The organism is Amycolatopsis kentuckyensis (genome assembly GCF_041679295.1).
Taxonomy (GTDB): domain Bacteria; phylum Actinomycetota; class Actinomycetes; order Mycobacteriales; family Pseudonocardiaceae; genus Amycolatopsis; species Amycolatopsis kentuckyensis_A.
Genome location: NZ_JBGDMD010000010.1, coordinates 402,434 through 420,469, shown reverse-complemented (window position 1 = coordinate 420,469; position 18,036 = coordinate 402,434). Strand labels below are relative to the sequence as shown.

14 protein-coding genes are annotated in these 18,036 nt (G+C 71.2%); 6 read left to right on the top strand and 8 right to left on the bottom strand.

Features of this window, described 5'->3' with window-relative positions; genetic code table 11:
* Nucleotides 1-237: 237 nt before the first annotated feature.
* From ACERZO_RS38375 to dnaE, 3 genes are all read right to left on the bottom strand, one after another.
* Nucleotides 238-1,434: a low temperature requirement protein A gene (locus ACERZO_RS38375; protein WP_372670893.1), complete on the bottom strand. Its 1,197-nt coding sequence runs from the start codon at nt 1,432-1,434 to the stop codon at nt 238-240.
* A 420-nt stretch (nt 1,435-1,854) separates the two neighbouring features.
* Nucleotides 1,855-3,336 (bottom strand): MFS transporter, encoded by a 1,482-nt coding sequence (locus tag ACERZO_RS38370; protein ID WP_372670892.1) that lies wholly within the window; start codon nt 3,334-3,336, stop codon nt 1,855-1,857.
* Between the two features lie 67 nt (nt 3,337-3,403).
* Entirely contained in the window at nt 3,404-6,988 is a 3,585-nt protein-coding gene (gene dnaE, locus ACERZO_RS38365; RefSeq protein ID WP_372670891.1) for a DNA polymerase III subunit alpha, read from the bottom strand.
* 486 nt (nt 6,989-7,474) lie between these two features.
* On the opposite strand from dnaE, the gene ACERZO_RS38360 reads away from it, so the two are divergent.
* Genes ACERZO_RS38360 through ACERZO_RS38340 form a run of 5 tightly spaced genes read left to right on the top strand, consistent with a single transcriptional unit; the run spans nt 7,475 to nt 13,530 of the window.
* A complete protein-coding gene (locus ACERZO_RS38360) occupies nt 7,475-8,122 on the top strand; it encodes a FadR/GntR family transcriptional regulator (RefSeq protein ID WP_372670890.1) in 648 nt (215 codons plus the stop codon).
* Complete coding sequence (locus ACERZO_RS38355; protein WP_372670889.1) at nt 8,119-9,546, top strand: amino acid permease; 1,428 nt, start codon at nt 8,119-8,121, stop codon at nt 9,544-9,546. Before ACERZO_RS38360 ends, ACERZO_RS38355 begins: the two co-directional genes overlap by 4 nt.
* A complete protein-coding gene (locus tag ACERZO_RS38350; protein ID WP_372670888.1) occupies nt 9,543-10,466 on the top strand; it encodes an asparaginase in 924 nt (307 codons plus the stop codon). Before ACERZO_RS38355 ends, ACERZO_RS38350 begins: the two co-directional genes overlap by 4 nt.
* Entirely contained in the window at nt 10,463-11,854 is a 1,392-nt protein-coding gene (locus ACERZO_RS38345; RefSeq protein ID WP_372670887.1) for an aspartate ammonia-lyase, read from the top strand. The genes ACERZO_RS38350 and ACERZO_RS38345 overlap by 4 nt, the downstream gene beginning before the upstream one ends.
* A 50-nt stretch (nt 11,855-11,904) precedes the next feature.
* The gene (locus tag ACERZO_RS38340) at nt 11,905-13,530 is read left to right on the top strand and encodes a CocE/NonD family hydrolase (RefSeq protein ID WP_372670885.1); all 1,626 of its coding nucleotides are present in this window, start codon (nt 11,905-11,907) and stop codon (nt 13,528-13,530) included.
* Here the strand turns inward: ACERZO_RS38340 and ACERZO_RS38335 are convergent.
* From ACERZO_RS38335 to ACERZO_RS38325, 3 genes are all read right to left on the bottom strand, one after another.
* Nucleotides 13,505-14,512 (bottom strand): hypothetical protein, encoded by a 1,008-nt coding sequence (locus ACERZO_RS38335; RefSeq protein WP_372670883.1) that lies wholly within the window; start codon nt 14,510-14,512, stop codon nt 13,505-13,507. The two genes, ACERZO_RS38340 and ACERZO_RS38335, sit on opposite strands and share 26 nt — an antisense overlap.
* 317 nt (nt 14,513-14,829) lie before the next feature.
* The gene (locus ACERZO_RS38330) at nt 14,830-15,333 is read right to left on the bottom strand and encodes a hypothetical protein (protein WP_372670881.1); all 504 of its coding nucleotides are present in this window, start codon (nt 15,331-15,333) and stop codon (nt 14,830-14,832) included.
* A 13-nt stretch (nt 15,334-15,346) separates the two neighbouring features.
* Nucleotides 15,347-15,769, bottom strand: coding sequence for a hypothetical protein (locus ACERZO_RS38325; protein WP_372670879.1), 423 nt, complete (start codon nt 15,767-15,769; stop codon nt 15,347-15,349).
* A gap of 144 nt (nt 15,770-15,913) precedes the next feature.
* Here ACERZO_RS38325 and ACERZO_RS38320 point away from each other — a divergent pair, with 144 nt between their 5' ends.
* On the top strand, nt 15,914-16,630 hold the full coding sequence (locus ACERZO_RS38320; RefSeq protein ID WP_372670877.1) for a hypothetical protein: 717 nt from the start codon (nt 15,914-15,916) through the stop codon (nt 16,628-16,630).
* A gap of 5 nt (nt 16,631-16,635) precedes the next feature.
* Here the strand turns inward: ACERZO_RS38320 and ACERZO_RS38315 are convergent, their stop codons facing one another.
* Together ACERZO_RS38315 and ACERZO_RS38310 are read right to left on the bottom strand one after the other, a co-directional pair.
* A complete protein-coding gene (locus ACERZO_RS38315) occupies nt 16,636-17,388 on the bottom strand; it encodes a metallophosphoesterase (RefSeq protein ID WP_372670876.1) in 753 nt (250 codons plus the stop codon).
* Nucleotides 17,385-18,017 (bottom strand): GntR family transcriptional regulator, encoded by a 633-nt coding sequence (locus ACERZO_RS38310; RefSeq protein WP_372670874.1) that lies wholly within the window; start codon nt 18,015-18,017, stop codon nt 17,385-17,387. Before ACERZO_RS38310 ends, ACERZO_RS38315 begins: the two co-directional genes overlap by 4 nt.
* Nucleotides 18,018-18,036 lie beyond the last annotated feature (19 nt).

Here is an 18,036-nt window from a genome sequence, read left to right as displayed (position 1 = left end):
TCGGACCGCCGCGCCGCGAAGCGCCTTGGTCTTCGGCTTTTGTTTCAAGCTTTGTTCCAGGGATACCACCCTGGTTCGGGACCACCCACTCTACCACGATCGTGGGAGCTTGGTTCGTGTTCCCGGCGGCCACCCGGTTTCCCTGGCGACTTGGAGAACTTTACATGCCCCCGAAACCCCCTCGCACAGGGGGGTCCCTTTTAGCGCGCCAGGCCGCTGACCTGCACCGATTCGCGCTCAGGCCGGCTGGGGCTCCCCGTGGGTCGCGATGACCGTCAGCGCGACGAGTGCGGCCGTCAGAACCGCGGCGACGTGGATCGGCGCCGGCGTGAACGACGCCGCCAGGACGAGCACCGCCGTCACCGGGAAGCCGATGGCGATCGGCCGGCACTCGTTGGTCGGCCCGATGTGCAGCAGCCACACGCCCAGCAGGAAGACCGCGACCGGGATCGTGGTCGGCAACGCGGCGGCCACGCCGCCGAGACCGTGCAGCGTCCCCGTGTCGTACGCGACCGCCACTTCGAGCCCGGCGCCGACGGCCGCGACGGAAGCGAAGATGAAGTAGTGCCCGTAACCCCAGCTCATCGACGTGAACATCGTCGGGCGCCGGACGAGCCGCACGTGTCCCGGGCGGTCGAAGTACAGCCACCACATGGAGAACACGAGCACCAGCCCGGCCGCGGCCAGCGAGACCAGCGCGCCGGTGTGCCCCGGCTCCGCCGTGCCTTCCTTGATCGCGTTCGTCGCGCTGAGGATCACCTCGCCGAGCACGATCAGGGTGAACAGGCCGTACCGCTCGGCGATGTGGTGCGGGTGCCACGTGGTGCCGTGGCGCCGTTCCGCCCACACCGGCACCGCCATCTCCAGGACGGCGAGCACCACGAAGGCCACCACCTGCACCCCGTGCGGCAGCCACAGGTAGGAAACCCACAGCAGCTGGACGACCGCGATGCCGGCGGCGTACCGCAGCGCGGCCGGCCGGCAGCCCGGGTCCGACCGCGCGGCCCGCAGCCACTGGAACACGAGCGCGAGACGCATCAGGACGTACCCGGCGACCATCAGCCGGAAGTCGCCTTCGAACGCGCTCGGCACGGCCGCCGCGACGGTCAGCCCGCCGGCGATCTGCACGAGCGTGGCCAGCCGGTACGGGACGTCGTCGGTGTCGAACGCCGAGGCGAACCAGCTGAAGTTCAGCCAGCCCCACCAGATCGCGAAGAAGACCATCGCGAACGACGAGACGCCGTGGGCGGCGTGGCCTTCGGCCAGCGCGTGGTGCAGCGAAGCCGCGGCCTGGCCGACGGCGACCACGAAACAGAGGTCGAACAGCAGTTCCAAGGGCGTCGCGACGCGGTGGTGTTCACCGCTGTCGCGCGAGCGCATCGGCCGGTACCACACCCGGAGCCGGCTCTCCGGCCGCGACGGCTGCTGGGTCATCGGAGCTCCCGGTGTCGTGCCTGTCGGACGCGGTCATCCCAACATGATCACGAGCGGGGTGGAAGCACGACACGAAGAACGGGCGGGCCCGGTTCCCCCTCACCCGGGCCCACCCGCTGCCGTCACGCGCCGGCGGCTGCCGATGGGCATCCCTTCCTCGAGTGCCGGACGGTCCCCCGCGGACGCCGACAACTCACTGGATGGAAGGTGACCGAGTGTGTCCATTCCCTCGTACTCCGGACGCCTCGATCGCTCGGGCCGGTCACCCCATCCCCGGGTGGCCGACCGATTGCCACTGTCGGTAGCCGAAGCCGCGCAGTGAAGGCTCCATAAGATCTACCCGGTCGCTCTGTGTAGCACCAGTGCCTTTCCGCGCTCGTCACCCGGATGGAGCATCGCTAATCTGCGGAAAGTAGTGTCTCAGCCCCGCTGGACGTCCGCGGCGGACGTCTCGGCCCGTCGCTCGTCCCTTTCGTGCTCCGCGGTCTGCGCACGGTGGCGCCGCGCCCGGAGTTCGGCGATCGCGAGGGCCAGCGCGGCGCACGTCAGGCCGGCCGCGCAGCACAGCGCGACGGTGAGCGCGAGCGGGTAGTCCTTCGCGGAGCCGACGACCGTGCCGAACACCGACGCGAGCACGGCGGTGCCGATGGCCGTGCCGATCCGCTGCCCGGTCTGCAGCGCGCCGCCCGCGACGCCCGCCATCCGGACCGGCACGCACTCCAGCGTCAGCGTCGTGTTCGGCGAGATCACCATGCCGCCGCCCACCCCCGCGAACAGCAGCGGCAGCGCGAACGCCCACCCGGACGCCGCCGGCGGGACGAACTCGGCGAGCAACGCCACCGCGAGCAGGCCCAGCGCGACCATGGCCAGGCCGGTGACGGTCAGCCGCCGGCCGTACGTCGGCACGAGCCGCCCGGCGACGGCCGCGGACACCGCCGAGCCCAGCGCGAACGGCGTCACCGACAGGCCCGACTGCAGCGGCGTGTAGCCGAGACCCTGCTGGAAGAACATCGCGAAGACCAGCCAGATCCCGGCGAACCCGCAGAAGTAGAGCGCGCCGACGGCGGCACCCGAGGCGTAGCCCGGCGTGCCGGTGAACAGCCGGGTGTCCAGCAGCGGCGACCGGCCGCGCCGGACGACGGAACGCTCCCAGCGCACGAACACCACCCCGACCACCAGCGCGACGAGGAACAGCCACCACAGCCGCGCCAGTCCGCCGTTGTCGGACTCGATCACGGGCAACAGCACGCCGAGCACGGCGACCGCGAGCAGGACGATGCCGGCGAAGTCGATCTCCTGGCCGACCTTGATCTTCTTCTTCTCACTGCGCGGCAGCAGCCGCAGGGCCAGCGCGAACGCGAGGACGCCGATCGGGACGTTGACGTAGAACACCCAGCGCCAGCCGTCCTGGGCGCCGAACACGGCGAGGATCGCGCCGCCGAGGATCGGTCCGACGGCCGTCGAGATCCCGACGACGGCGCCGAACATGCCGAACGCGCGGCCGCGCTCGGCGCCGCGGAAGAGGTCCTGGATCAGGCCGGTGTTCTGCGGGGTGAGCATGCCCGCCGCGACGCCCTGGGCGAGCCGCGCGATCACCAGCGTCGTCTCGTTCGGGGCCGCGCCGGCCAGGGCGCTGGTGATGACGAACGCGGCGAGGGCGCCGAGGAACATGTTCCGGCGGCCGAACGCGTCGCCGAGCCGGCCGCCGGTGACCAGGACCAGGCCGAACGCCAGCGCGTAGCCGGAGACGACCCAGCGGATGCCGCCGCTGGTCGCGTGCAGCCCGGACTGCATCGACGGGAGCGCGACGTTGACGATGCTGACGTCGAGCAGCCCCATGAACCCGGCCGTCAGCGAGACGGCAAGCGCTTTCCAGCGACGGGGATCGGGTTCGTAAGTCATCCCGTCCAGCAAACACGAAAGGCGGGATCCGCGCGCGTTGTGCGCACCGATCCCGCCTCCCGAAACGTCACGTGGAAGCCGTGATGCCCCGGATGCCCTTGAGCTCGCCGATCAGCATGGAGCTGACCTTGACCGGGTAGTCGTAGAGCGCGAAGACCGTCTGGTTCCGCCCGACCAGTTTGAGGTGCACCGGGGTTTCCCCCTTGTGGGCGAGCAGCGTGGACCGCAGCTCGCTGACCACCGACTGGTCGATCTTCTCGGCCGCGGCGAGCAGGACCAGCGGGGGCTCGTCGTCGCCGTTGCCGGTGCCGACCTCGGACAGGTCCAGCGTCGCGAGGCCGCCGCCGAAGATCGACATCTTGTCTTCGCGCCAGTTGACCCGGCCCTTGACCAGCACCGCGTTGTCCTCGATCAGCTCACCCGAGAAGAGCGCGTACGACTTCGGGAAGAAGAGCACCTCGAGGGAGGCGTCCATGTCCTCGACCGTGCAGATCGCCCAGGGCTCGCCCTTCTTGTTGACCCGCCGCTCCAGCGACGTGATCAGCCCGGAGATGACGATTTCGCCTTCCTTGGGCGGATCGGCGAGGATGCCGGCGATCGGCTTCGGGGCGTGCTTGCGCAGGATCCGCTCGGCGCCGTCCAGCGGGTGGGCCGAGACGTACAGGCCGAGCATCTCGCGCTCGTAGGCCAGCAGCTGCTTGCGCGGGTACTCCTCCTCGCCGAACTTCAGGTGCGCGAGCGGCGACGACGACGGAGCCGCCTCGCCCTCGTCGCCGCCGAAGCCGAAGAGGTCGAACTGGCCCATCGCCTCCTGGCGCTTGAGCGGGACGACGGCTTCCACCGCGTCCTCGTGGACCTGGATCATCGACAGCCGCGTGTGGCCGAGCGAGTCGAACCCGCCCGCCTTGATCAGCGACTCGATGACCCGCTTGTTGCAGACCACGAGCTCGGACTTGTCGAGGAAGTCGGTGAAGGAGGCGTACTTGCCCTTCTCCGCGCGCGTCTTGATGATCGACTCGACGACGTTCGCGCCGACGTTGCGGACGGCACCCATGCCGAAGCGGATGTCGTCCCCGACGGCCGCGAACCGCAGGGCCGACTCGTTGACGTCCGGCGGCAGCACCTTGATGCCGAGGCGGCGGCACTCGGACAGGTAGACCGCCGACTTGTCCTTGTTGTCACCGACCGACGTGAGCAGGGCGGCCATGTACTCGGCGGTGAAGTTCGCCTTGAGGTACGCGGTCCAGTAGGAGACCAGGCCGTACGCGGCCGCGTGGCTCTTGTTGAACGCGTAGCCGGCGAACGGGAGGATCGTGTCCCAAAGCGCCTTGACGGCCTCGGCGGAGAAGCCGCCGGGGACCAGGTCGCTGGCCTTCATGCCGGCTTCGAAGCCCTCGTACTCGAGGTCGAGGACTTCCTTCTTCTTCTTGCCCATCGCGCGGCGGAGCACGTCCGCGCGCCCCATGGTGTACCCGGCCACCTTCTGGCCGATGTGCATGATCTGCTCTTGGTACACGATCAGGCCGTAGGTGTCGGCCAGGATCTCCCGCAGCGGCTCGTCGAGCTCCGGGTGGATCGGCTTGACCTTCTGCCGGTTGTTCTTCCGGTCCGCGTAGTCGTTGTGCGCGTTCATGCCCATCGGGCCGGGGCGGTAGAGCGCGCCGACCGCGACGATGTCGTCGAACACCGTGGGCTCCATGCGGCGAAGCAGGTCGCGCATGGGGCCACCGTCCAGCTGGAACACGCCGAGCGTATCGCCGCGGGCGAGCAGCTTGTAGGTCTCCGGATCCTCGACGCCCAGGGTGTCGAGGTCGATGTCGATCCCGCGGTTGGCCTTGATGTTGTCGATCGCGTCCCCGATGACCGTGAGGTTCCGCAGGCCCAGGAAGTCCATCTTCAGCAGGCCGATGGCCTCGCACGACGGGTAGTCCCAGCCGGTGATGATCGAGCCGTCGTCGCGCTGCCAGAGCGGGATCGCGTCGGTCAGCGGGTCGCACGACATGATGACCGCGCAGGCGTGCACGCCCGCGTTGCGGATCAGGCCTTCGAGGCCGCGGGCGGTCTCGAAGATCGTCTTGCACTCTTCGTCGGTCTCGACCAGCGCGCGGACCTCGGCGGCTTCGCCGTAGCGCTCGTGCTTCGAGTCGACGATGCCCGAAAGCGGGATGTCCTTCGCCATGATCGGCGGGGGCAGCGCCTTGGAGATCTTGTCGGCGATCGCGTAGCCGGGCTGGCCGAAGTGGACGCGCGCGGAGTCCTTGATCGCGGCCTTGGTCTTAATAGTGCCGAACGTGATGACCTGGGCGACCTTGTCCGAGCCGTACTTCTCGGTCGCGTACCGGATCATCTCGCCGCGCCGGCGGTCGTCGAAGTCGATGTCGATATCGGGCATCGAGACGCGCTCGGGGTTCAGGAACCGCTCGAACAGCAGCTTCTGCGGGATCGGGTCCAGGTTCGTGATGCCGAGGACGTACGCGACGAGCGAGCCGGCGGCCGAACCACGGCCCGGGCCGACCCGGATGCCGACGCGGCGGGCGTAGCTGATGAGGTCGGCGACGATCAGGAAGTAGGCCGGGAAGCCCTTCCCGATGATGACGTCGAGCTCCTTCTCGATGCGCTCGTCGTAGCCCTCGGGCGGGCCGTCCGGGAAGCGCCACTTCAGGCCCTTCGCGACCTCTTCGCGCAGCCAGCCGCCCTGGTCGTAGCCCTCCGGCACCTCGAAGAACGGCAGCCGGTCCTTGTGCGCGTAGACGTCTTCGTAGGACTCGATGCGCTCGGCGATCATCAGCGTCGTGTCGGCGGCGCCGGGGACTTCTTTGTCCCAGTACTCGCGCATCTCGGCGGCGGACTTGAGGTAGTAGCCGTCGCCGTCGAACTTGAACCGGGTCGGGTCGTTGAGGGTCTTGCCGGCCTGGACGCACAGCAGCGCGGAGTGCGTGTCGGCCTGGTCCTTGGTGACGTAGTGCGAGTCGTTCGTGGCGAGCGGCTTGAGGTCGAGCAGCCGGCCGACCTCGAGGAGGCCTTCGCGGACCGACCGCTCGATCGGCAGGCCGTGGTCCATCAGCTCGAGGAAGAAGTTGTCGGCGCCGAAGATGTCCTTGTAGTCGGACGCGGCCTGGATCGCCGCTTCCTTCTGGCCCAGCCGCAGCCGGGTCTGCACCTCGCCGGACGGGCAGCCGGTGGTGGCGATGATCCCGTCGTGGTTTTCGGAGATGAGCTCGCGGTCCATCCGGGGCTTGCGGTAGTAGCCCTGCATGCTGGCCAGCGAGGACAGCTTGAAGAGGTTCCGCAGGCCGGTGGCGTTCTGCGCGAGCATCGTCATGTGGGTGTACGCGCCGGCGCCCGAGACGTCGCCGCCCTCGCCCAGCTCGTCGGAGCCGCGCTGGTTCGACTGTCCCCAGAAGACGGGCTTCTTGTGGAACCGGCTCTCCGGCGCGATGTAGGCCTCGATGCCGATGATCGGTTTGAGGCCGTGCTTCTTCGACTGCTGGTAGAACTCGTCGCCGCCGTACATGTTGCCGTGGTCGGTCATGCCGACCGCGGGCATGCCGAGGCGCGCCGCCTCCGCGAAGAGAGGAGCGATCTTCGCCGCACCGTCGAGCATCGAGTACTCGGTGTGGACGTGCAGGTGGACGAAGGAATCGTTCGACACCAGCGAAAACCTCCCCTAGGTGAATGGGACCGGCTGCGCCCGGGTCCCTCACCCTAACCCGTGGCTCTCGCCGGGCGCGCACGCGCTCGCCGGGGTCGATTCTGCTCCTCGCCGGAGGTGTTCCGCCGCTGCGACGCGCCACCTTTTGGGGCGGTGGTGAGCACGGGCACGCGGTGCTGCCGGGTGGTCACGCGGGGACGCGGGTCCGGCGGCCGGGGCGGCTGTCCGGCGGGCGGGCTCGGCGGATGTCTTGAATGACTCATTCATGTCGTCATAGGACATGAATGAGTCATTCAAGACGCGGCGGGGAGGAGCCGGGGGCGGTGACGAGTGGGTGCGCCGGAGTTGCGGCGGGCGCGGCGGTGAGGTGAGCCACAGCCACCGACCCCCGCGTTGACAGCCGGTCCCCCGCCACCGAGCATTCCCCTCATGAACCTGTCTGACAGCCAGACAGCCGGACAAGGTGGTCCCCGGCGGGTCAGCGCCATGGAAGCCGTCCTGGCGCACCTGCGGCAGCTGATCGAGCGCGGCGACTACCCCGTCGGCGCCAAGCTTCCCTCCGAAGCGGCCCTGAGCCGGGAGTTCGAGGTCAGCCGCTCGGTCATCCGGGAAGCCCTGCGCGGCCTGCAAGCCCTCGGCATGACCGAGTCCAAGACCGGCAAGGGCACCTTCGTCACCGCCACCGGGCCCGACGGCAACCCCACCTTCGGGCCCTACTCCGCCCGCGACCTCATCGAAGTCCGCCGGCACGTCGAGATCCCCGTCGCCGGCTACGCCGCCACGCGACGCAGCCAGGACGACCTCGACCTGCTCGGCCACCTCCTCGACCGGATGGACGCCGAGACCGACAACACCGCCTGGGTCGCGCTCGACTCGCTCTTCCACATCACCATCGCCCAGGCCTCGGGCAACCCCGTCTTCGGGAAGGTGATCGAAGAGATCCGGGACGCGCTGGCCCGCCAGTCCGCCTTCCTCAACCAGCTCGGCGACCGGCGGCGGCAGTCGAACATCGAGCACCGCGAGATCGTCACGGCCATCGCGAGCGGCGAAGAAGAGCGAGCCGTCGAAGCCATGACCGCGCACCTCACCCACGTCGAAGCCACTCTCACCAGCATCGTGAACGGGGACCAGTGACCGAGCAGACCCACACGGCCCCCGCCGGCACCGCGGACGCGGGCGACGCCGGCTACCGCAAGGCCCTCAAGCCGCGGCACGTGAACATGATCGCCATCGGCGGCGCGATCGGCACCGGCCTCTTCCTCGGCGCCGGCGGGCGGCTCGCCCAGGCCGGGCCCGCGCTCGCCATCGTCTACGCCGTCTGCGGGCTCTTCGCCTTCTTCGTCGTCCGCGCGCTCGGCGAGCTCATCCTCTACCGGCCCTCCAGCGGCGCCTTCGTCTCCTACGCGCGCGAGTTCATGGGTGAGAAGGGCGCGTACGTCGCCGGCTGGATGCACTTCCTCAACTGGTCCACCACCGGCATCGCCGACATCACGGCCATCGCGCTCTACGCGCACTTCTGGTCGTTCTTTTCGCCGGTCCCGCAGTGGGTGCTCGCGCTGATCGCGCTGGCCGTCGTCCTGACGCTCAACCTCGTCTCGGTGAAGCTGTTCGGCGAGATGGAGTTCTGGTTCGCCATCGTCAAGGTCGCCGCGCTCGTGCTGTTCATGGTGATCGGGATCTTCCTGCTGGTGACGCGGACGCCGATCGACGGCAGCGTGCCCGGCCCGCAGCTGATCACCGAGCACGGCGGGATCTTCCCGACCGGGCTGCTGCCGATGGTGCTGATCGTGCAGGGCGTCGTGTTCGCCTACGCCTCGGTCGAGCTGGTCGGCGTCGCCGCCGGCGAGACCGAGAACCCGGAGAAGATCATGCCGAAGGCGATCAACTCCATCATGTGGCGGATCCTCGTCTTCTACGTCGGCTCGGTCGTGCTGCTGGCGATGCTGCTGCCCTGGAGCTCCTACTCGAAGGACCAGAGCCCGTTCGTCACCGTCCTCTCGCACCTGGGCGTGCCGGCCGCGGACAGCGTGATGAACCTGGTCGTGCTCACCGCGGCGCTGTCCAGCCTCAACTCCGGCCTCTACTCGACCGGCCGGATCCTGCGGTCGATGGCCAAGGCGGGCTCGGCCCCGAAGTTCACCGGCGTGATGAACCGCAACCAGGTGCCCTACGGCGGCATCCTGCTCACCGCGTCGGTCTGCGTGCTGGGCGTCGGGCTCAACTACCTGGTGCCGAAGGAAGCCTTCGACATCGTCCTCAACTTCGCCGCGATCGGCATCCTGGCGACCTGGGCGATCATCGTGCTCTGCCACCTGCTCTTCGTCCGCAAGGCCGAGCGCGACGGGCTCGAACGGCCCGCGTTCCGGCTGCCGTTCTCGCCGTACACCGAGATCGCGACGCTGGTGTTCCTCGCCGCGGTTGTCGTGCTGATGGGCTTCGACGAGACCGGCCGGATCACCTTGCTGGCGCTGCCCGCGATCGCCGTCGCGCTGGTCGCGGGCTGGTTCGCCGCCCGCAGGCGGATCGACATGCGCGCGTTCGACGAGGAGGGCCTGTGACCACCGAACCCCTGGTCGAGCTGATCCGCGACGGCATGGTCGAGGGTGGCCACCACGGCGCCGCGATCGTGCTCGCCCCGGACGGGGAGACGCTGTTCGCCGCGGGCGACCCGGACGCCGCGATGTACCCGCGGTCGACGGCGAAACCGCTGCAGGCCACGGCGATGGCGCGGCTCGGGCTGCGCCTGTCCCCCGCCGGGTTCGCCATCGCGGCGGCCAGCCACTCCGGCGAGCCGATGCACCTCGACGCCGCCCTCGACGTGCTCGACGGCCGCTCCCCCGACGCGCTCGGCAACCCCGCGGACTACCCGTACGACCCGGTCGAACGGGACCGCTGGCTCGCCGAGGGCCGGGCGCCGAGCCGGCTGGCGCAGAACTGCGCCGGCAAGCACGCGGCGATGCTCGCGACCTGCGACCTGAACGGCTGGCCCACCGACGGCTACCTCGACCCGGCGCACCCGCTGCAGCGCGCGATCGCCGCCACCGTCGAGGACCTCACCGGGCACGGCATCGAGCGCGTGGCGGTCGACGGCTGCGGCGCGCCGCTGTTCGCGACGACGCTGCGCGGCCTCGCGACAGCCGTCTCGAAGATCGCCACGGCCGCGCCCGGCACGCCGGAGCACCTGGTCGCCGACGGGATCCGCCGGCACCCGGAGCTGGTCGGCGGCAGCCGCCGCGACGTCACCGCCGTCATGCGCGCGGTGCCGGGACTGATCGCCAAGGACGGCTTCGAGGCCGTCCAGGTCGCCGCGCTGCCGGACGGCACGGCGATCGCGTTCAAGATCGCCGACGGCGGGGACCGGGCGCGGTACCCCGTGCTGGCCGCCGCGCTGAAGCTGTGCGGGATCGAGGTCCCGGACGGACCGGACAACCTGCGCGTCACCGGAAAACTGGCCGCTTCTGTGGGGAGCCTGCGATGACCACCCGCCGCGAACACGACCTGCTGGGCGACAAGGACGTCCCCGCCGGCGCCTACTGGGGCGTGCACACCGCCCGCGCCCGCGAGAACTTCCCCATCACGGGCACGACCATCGCCGGGTACCCGCACCTGATCGAGGCGCTGGCCGCGGTGAAGGAAGCCGCCGCGCGCGCCAACGCCGAACTCGGGCTGCTGAAGCCCGAAATCGCCGACGCCATCCGCGAAGCCTGCCGCGAGATCCGCGAAGGCGCGCTGCATGGCGAGTTCGTCGTCGACGTCATCCAGGGCGGCGCCGGGACGTCCACCAACATGAACGCCAACGAGGTGATCGCCAACCGCGCCCTCGAGCTGCTCGGGCACGCCAAGGGCGACTACCACGTCGTGCACCCGAACGAGCACGTCAACCTCGGGCAGTCGACGAACGACGCCTACCCGACCGCGGTCAACGTCGCGACGATCATCGCCGTGCGCGAGCTGTCCGAAGCCATGATCGTGCTGGAGAAGGCGTTCGCCGCCAAGGCCGTCGAGTTCCACGACGTCCTCAAGATGGGCCGGACGCAGCTGCAGGACGCCGTCCCGATGACGCTCGGCCAGGAGTTCGGCACCTACGCGGTGATGCTCGGCGAGGACCGGCTGCGGCTGAACGAGGCCGTCGCGCTGCTGCACGAGATCAACCTCGGCGCGACCGCGATCGGCACCGGCCTCAACGCCGCGCCGGGCTACGCCGAAGCCGCGTGCCGGCACCTGCGCGAGATCACCGGACTGCCCGTCGTCACCGCGGCCGACCTGGTCGAGGCGACTCAGGACTGCGGCGCGTTCGTGCACCTTTCTGGCGTGCTCAAGCGGATCGCCGTCAAGCTCTCGAAGAGCTGCAACGACCTGCGGCTGCTGTCCTCGGGTCCGCGCGCCGGGCTGAACGAGATCAACCTGCCGCCGGTGCAGGCCGGGTCGTCGATCATGCCCGGCAAGATCAACCCGGTGATCCCCGAGGTGGTGAACCAGGTCGCGTTCGAGGTGATCGGCAACGACGTCACCGTGACGATGGCCGCCGAGGCCGGGCAGCTGCAGCTCAACGCCTTCGAGCCGATCATCCTGCACGCGCTGTCGGAGAGCATCACCCACCTCGGCGCGGCCTGCCGGACGCTGGCGTCGAAGTGCGTCGAAGGGATCACCGCGAACGTCGACGTGCTGCGCGCCTACGTCGAGAACTCGATCGGGCTGGTCACCGCGCTCAACCCGAGCATCGGCTACGCGGCCGCGACGGAGATCGCCAAGGAAGCTCTCGCCACCGGGCGGGGCGTCGCCGAGCTCGTCGCCGAGAAGGGCCTGATCCCCGCCGAGGAGCTGGCCCGGCTGCTGCGTCCGGAAACGCTCGCGCGCGCGAACTGAGGTACGGTCGGATCCGGAAGGGTTCACTCCACTTCGGAAGGCGGGCGCCCGTGCTGGACCGACTTGTCGACAGGCTGCTCGGACTCCCCCGCCCCGAAGGCCCGAAGCCCGTGGTGACGCGCGACCTCACCGTGCCGATGCCCGACGGCGTCACGCTGCTCGCCGACCGGTACGCGCCCGCCGGGACGACGTCGGCGCCGGTGGTGCTGATCCGCACGCCGTACGGGCGCGCGGGCATCCTGTCGAAGCTCTTCGGCGACACCTTCGCGCGGCACGGCCTGCAGACGGTCATCCAGAGCACGCGCGGCTCGTTCGGCTCCGGCGGCGAGTTCCGGCCGTTCCACCTCGAACGCGAGGACGGCGTCGCGACCGCCGAATGGCTGCGCGCGCAGCCGTGGTGCGACGGCGACATCGCCATGGCGGGCGCCAGCTACCTCGGCCACACGCAGTGGGCCGTCGGGCCGTACCTCGACCCGCCCCTGAAGGCGATGTGCCTCGGCGTGACGGCGTCGGAGTTCGTCTCGACGTTCTACCCCGGCGGCGTGCTCGCCGCGGACAACATGGTCTCGTGGTCGGCGATGATCGGCCGCCAGGAAGAGCGCTTCGCCGCACTGCCGAACCCGCTGCAGAAGCGCAGGACGCGCAAGGCGATGTCGTTCCTGCCGCTGAGCCGCGCCGACGTCGCCGCGATCGGCAAGCCCGTGCAGTTCCTCCAGGACATCACCGAGCACTTCGTCCCCGACGACGACTACTGGGCGATGTCCGACCACAGCGCCGAAGTCGCCAAGCTCGACGTCCCGGTGTCGATGGTGACCGGCTGGTACGACCTGTTCATCGGCTCCCAGCTGCGCGACTTCCGGACCCTCGCCGAGGCGGGCAAGGCGCCGCGGCTCACGATCGGGCCGTGGGCGCACGGCGAGCCGGCGAGCATGGGCCCGATGATCCGGGACCAGCTCGGGTTCCTGCGGGCGCACCTGCTCGGCGACCGGACGCAGCTGCAGCGCTCGCCGGTCCGGCTCTTCCTGCAGGGCGCGGGCACGTGGCTCGACTTCGAGTCCTGGCCGCCGCCCGCGACGGCGACCGCGTCGCACCTGCGCCCGATCGGCGGGCTCGGCGAGACCGTCGCCGGCGAGGCGCGGCCGACGACGTTCACCTACGACCCGGCGGACCCGACGCCGGCGGTCGGCGGTCCGCTGCTGACCGGCGAGTGGAAGCAGCGCGACAACCAGGCGGTCGAGGCCCGGCCGGACGTGCTCGTGTTCACCGGCGAGCCGCTGCCGGCGGAGCTGGACATCATCGGCGAGGTGTCGGCGACCGTGCACGTGCGCACCGAGCTCGGCCACGCCGACGTCTACGTGCGGCTCTGCGACGTCGACACGAACGGCGTCTCCCGCAACGTCACCGACGGGATCCTGCGGCTGCGCCCCGGTTTCCCGGCAGCCGGCGGCGACGGCGTCGTGACGGCGGAGGTGACGCTCGACCCGACGGCCTACCGCTTCCGCCGCGGCCACCGGCTGCGCGTCCAGGTGGCGGGCGGGGCGTTCCCGCGGTTCGCGCGCAACCACGGGACCGACGAGCCGGTCACGTCGGCGGTGAACGGGAAGCCGAACCGCTTCGAGGTGTTCCACGACGCGGCCCGGCCGTCGAAGATCACGCTGCCGGTGTTCGGCGGCTGACCAGGCGGGACCACGGCCGCCGGAGCAGCGGCCAGACCGCGAGGAAGAGGGCGGCCGCCGTCCAGACCGGCCAGCCGGCCGCCGCCCAGAGCCCGATCGCGCGCGCGGTGCCGGACTCGCCGAGCTGCAGCCAGGCGGTGTTCGCGGCGAGCAGCAGCCAGCCGAGCTGGACCAGCCACCCCACCGGGTAGCACGCGATCGCGGCCAGCGCGGTGGCGCGCGGGCCCGCGTCGAGGAGAAGGCGGCGCAGGGCCATCGGCGGGTGGGTGAGCCGCGCCGTCACGCGGCGGGTCTTCGGCGCGGCGAGCCGGGTGGCCGCCGCGGCGCCGGCGACGTGATCGGCGGCGATCTCCGCGCTCCACGCCCCGGCGACGGGCAAGGTGACGGCGGCCAGCAGCGAGCCGAGCGCGGTGAGCAGCATCAGGCCGAGTCCGGTGACGATCGGCAGGCCGGATTGCCCGGCGCCGTCGAGGACGTCGGCGAACCAGACCGCCCCGACGGGGACCACGGCTGTCCAGACGAAGAGGCCGAACCAGTGCCGGACGACGAAGGCCAGCGGGCTGGTGGCGCCGGCGAGGAGCGTGTCGCCCTGCCGGCAGTGCGCCAGTTCGTGCCGGACGACGGCTTCGGCGGCGACGCGGTCACGCCGCCAGAGGACGACGAGCGGCGCGAAGACGGCGAGCCGCGGCCGGCGCGGGCGGCGGAGGTAGGCGAAGGCGAGCAGGTCGGTCCGGGTGGGGTTCGCCCGCACTTCGACGCCGGGTAAGCAGGCTTTCGCGTACCCGGCGATGGCGGCGAGGGTCGGGGTGCGCGGATCGCCCAGCCGGTACCGGCGTTCGACGAGCCGCCCGCGAAGGCCGGCCCCGGCAACGGTGACGACGGCGGCGAGGAGGACGAAGGCGGGCACGAGGTCGACCAGCCCGGCGACGCGCAGGAGGTCGCTGCCGGGGACGGTCGCGGCCGGGTTCGGGGTGGCGCCCACGAGGTCGAGGAGGGTGTCCCGCCAGAAGGGGAATCGGCGGGGTGCGGTCCAGCAGACGGCGGTGAGGAACCAGAAGAGCAGCCAGGGCGGGGCCGGGGAGAGAGGGAGTGCCGGCTGAGCGGCTCGCGTCGGAGGTGAACCGGGCGTGCCGCCCGGCCCGGGTCCGCGGGCGGCGCCGGCCGGAAGCCCGCCCGGAACCGGGCCCGCGGCCGGGGCACCAGCCGGGAACCCAAGCCCATCCGGCACCCGCCCGCCGGCCGACCCCGCGCCGGGAATCCCCAGCCCACCCGCGGCCGGGACCTCGGGCCCGCCGATCGTCACCCCTTCCGCTCCTCCGCGGGCGCCGCCGCCAAGAACGCCCGGGTGCCCGCGCCGTCGTTGATCAACGCCCGGACTATGCGGAACGTCAGCACCTCGCTCTCGATCGGCGGGATCCCCGCCGCCGTCAGTTCCGTGCTGATCGCGTCGATCAGGCGGTTCAGCTCCGGCAGCGGCGGCTCCGCGGGCACCGCCTTCGCGCGGCGGCGGTCCCACAGCTCCCCCAGGTTCTTCAGCAGCGTCGAAACGCTGCTCAGGTTCCCGCCGAGCGCCGCCCAGATCGCCGGGGCCGCCAGCGACACCGCCGCCAGCACGTGCGGGAACAGCACGATCGGCGCGGTCACGTCGAAGCCGCCCGGGACGGAGTTCGCGCGGGCGAACAGTTCCCGCCGGGCCGCCCCGCCCGTCAGGTACGCCACCGTCAGCTCCGGGACCAGCTCCGCCTCGTCCGGCGCCACCCCCTCCGCCAGGCGCACCGCCCAGCCGATGACCTCGTCGCTCACCCGCTCCGCCTTCCTACGCGAACGCCTCGTGGAACTCCACCTCGTACGGGCCTGGCACGAACGCGCCGCCGAGACCCAGCTCGACGACCACCGTCTCGCCCGGGGCGACCGCCGACCGCACCTGACCGAACAGGTCCGCCACCTTCGTCCCGCCGACCGACAAGGTCAGCCGGAACAATCCCGTCCGCGCCCGAAAAGCCTGGTTGGTCACCGTGATCTCGCCGGTGAAGAACCCGGTGCCGTCGTCACCGACCCGGGCGCCGCGCAGCTCCCACTGCCGGTCGGTCCCCGACGCCGGGACGTCCGCCAGGGACGGAGCGGCGGGAGCGAGCACCGGTTCGGCCGGCCGGCTCAGGTGGATGCCGAAGCCGAGCAGCGCGGTGATCGCGACCACCGCGAGCGCGCGCGAGCCCGCGCGACGGACGACGCCCGGCACCTGATCCTCCACAGTGGACGGACACCCGGCCGGGTGTCCGTCCGGGAGTCGCCGTCGGGGGCGAAGCCGTTACAAACCGGCCGTAACGTCTCCGCGGCCGCCGCCGACCTACGCCGTGACACGCCGCCCAGGTCAGGATTTCCTTTGATCAGCAACCGAAAGATCATCGCCGTGCTGGCCGCCGGTGTACTGCTCACCGCCGGCTGCGGCGGCGTCGAGCAGGTCGCGAGCCCGGTGTCGACGACGGACACGCCGACCACCACGACCGAACCGACGACGGACACGCCCACGACCACCGAAACGACCGAAACCTCCGAGACGAGCACGCCGGAAACCACGACCGAGGAAGAAACCACGACCTCGGAGACCGAGGAGGCGCGCTCGACCGCGTCCGGCTCCTACGACGTCACGATCTCCGGCTCGGTCTCCGGCCACTCGTTCCGCCGGTCCGCAACCCTGCGGGTCGTCGGCACGATCTCCTCGAGCGGCAGCACGAACGACGTCAACCCGGTCGACGTGTGCCTGGTTTCCGGCAACCCCGCCGCCCAGCCGCAGCCCGGCGCGATCCGGTTCGGCTCCAACTCCGGCTGCCTCCCCGGTTCCGGCGCCGCGGACCTCGACCTGGCGAGCGTCGAGGCCGACGGCGGCTCGATCACCGTCGAGCCCGTGGAGAACATCGCCGCCACCGGCGGGAACGTCTTCACGGCGTCGTCGAGCATCGCCGCCTGCCCGTACTACCCGGTTTCGGGACGGCTGCGCGTGACGATCGACGACGGCGACGTCTCCGGCAGCATCGAAGTCACCGGCTACGGCGGCGCCTTCTGCCCCAGCACGACCTACGACGCGAAGATCTCCGGCTGAGCTCCTCAGGCGGAGACGATGCGGTGATGGCTGGTCACCCGGCCGTCGTCGTGCAGGACGTGCAGCAGCAGCGAAGGCGGCCGCTCGTAGTCCAGCGGGCCGCCTTCGTCCCAGCCGCGGTCCGCACCCGGCTCGACCGGCAGGAGCGACTGCGAAACGACACCGGGCGCGATGCGCAGCGGCACGCCGGCGAACGTCGTCGACGCGCCCGTGTGCACGTGCCCGGCCAGGAGCGCCTTGACCCGGGGGTGGCGGCCCAGCACCGCCGCCAGCCGGTCTTCGCCGGACTGGCGGATCGCGTCGACCAGCGCCACCCCCACTTCGACGGGTGGGTGGTGGAACGCGACGAACGCCGGGCCGTCGCCGCCGGACAGCACTTCGTCGAGCCAGTCCAGGGTCGCGTCGGCCAGAAAGCCCGCGCCCCGGCCCGGAATCGTCGAGTCGCACAGCGCGAACAGGACGCCGTCGACCTCCTGGGCGAGGTTGATCGGGTCGTCCGAAGCAGGCTGCCCCAGCAAGCCCGTGCGGAACTCCGAACGGACGTCGTGGTTGCCCGGGCACACCAGCACGGGCGCCGGGTGCTTGAGCAGTTCGGCGGCGCGCGCGTACTCGGCCGCCGCGCCGCGGTCGGCGATGTCGCCGGTGACGACGACGGCGGCGACCGGGAGGTCCGCCAGGTAGCCCACCACCGCGGCGACCCGGTCTTCGGCCCGCGGGTCGCCGTCGAGGTGCAGGTCGCTCAGGTGCGCGATGATCATCGTTCGTCCTTCCCCAGGTACGCCAGCGCTTTCACCCAGTTGCGGACGAGCACCGCGGATGCGGTCGGCAGGTCGCCGTCGCGCAGCGCGGCGGCGATCCGGCGGTGCTCGCCGATGCTCTCCCCGGCGCGGCCGGCTCCGCCGAAGTAGCACGATTCGTACCGCTTCAGCAGCGGCTTGGTCTGCCCGATCAGCCGCAGCAGGTGCGGGTTGGGGCAGCGCGACAGCAGCAGGGCGTGCCACCGTTCGTCCACATCGGACAGGTCGGCGCCGGACTCCAGCGCCGCCGCCATTTCGTCGGCGACGGCGTCGAGCGCGTCCGGCAGCCCGGCCAGCTCCAGCGGCGACGTCCAGCGCAGGGCGAGCGCTTCGAGCTCGGCGATCAGCGGGTAGAGGCGGCGGGCCTCGTCGGGGTCGAACGGGGGCACCAGGAACCCCCGGCCCGGCGCGGAGACGAGCAGGCCGCGGTCGGCGAGCCCGATCAGCGCCTCTCGCAGGGGCGTCCGGCTGACGCCCAGTTCGCGGGCCAGGTGCACCTCGTTGACGCGGGCGCCGGCGGCGAGCCGCCCGTCCAGCACGCGGGTGGTGATCTCCTCGATGAGGTCGCTGCGCAACGGGGTCCGGGCCATGCCGGGCAGTATTGCATAC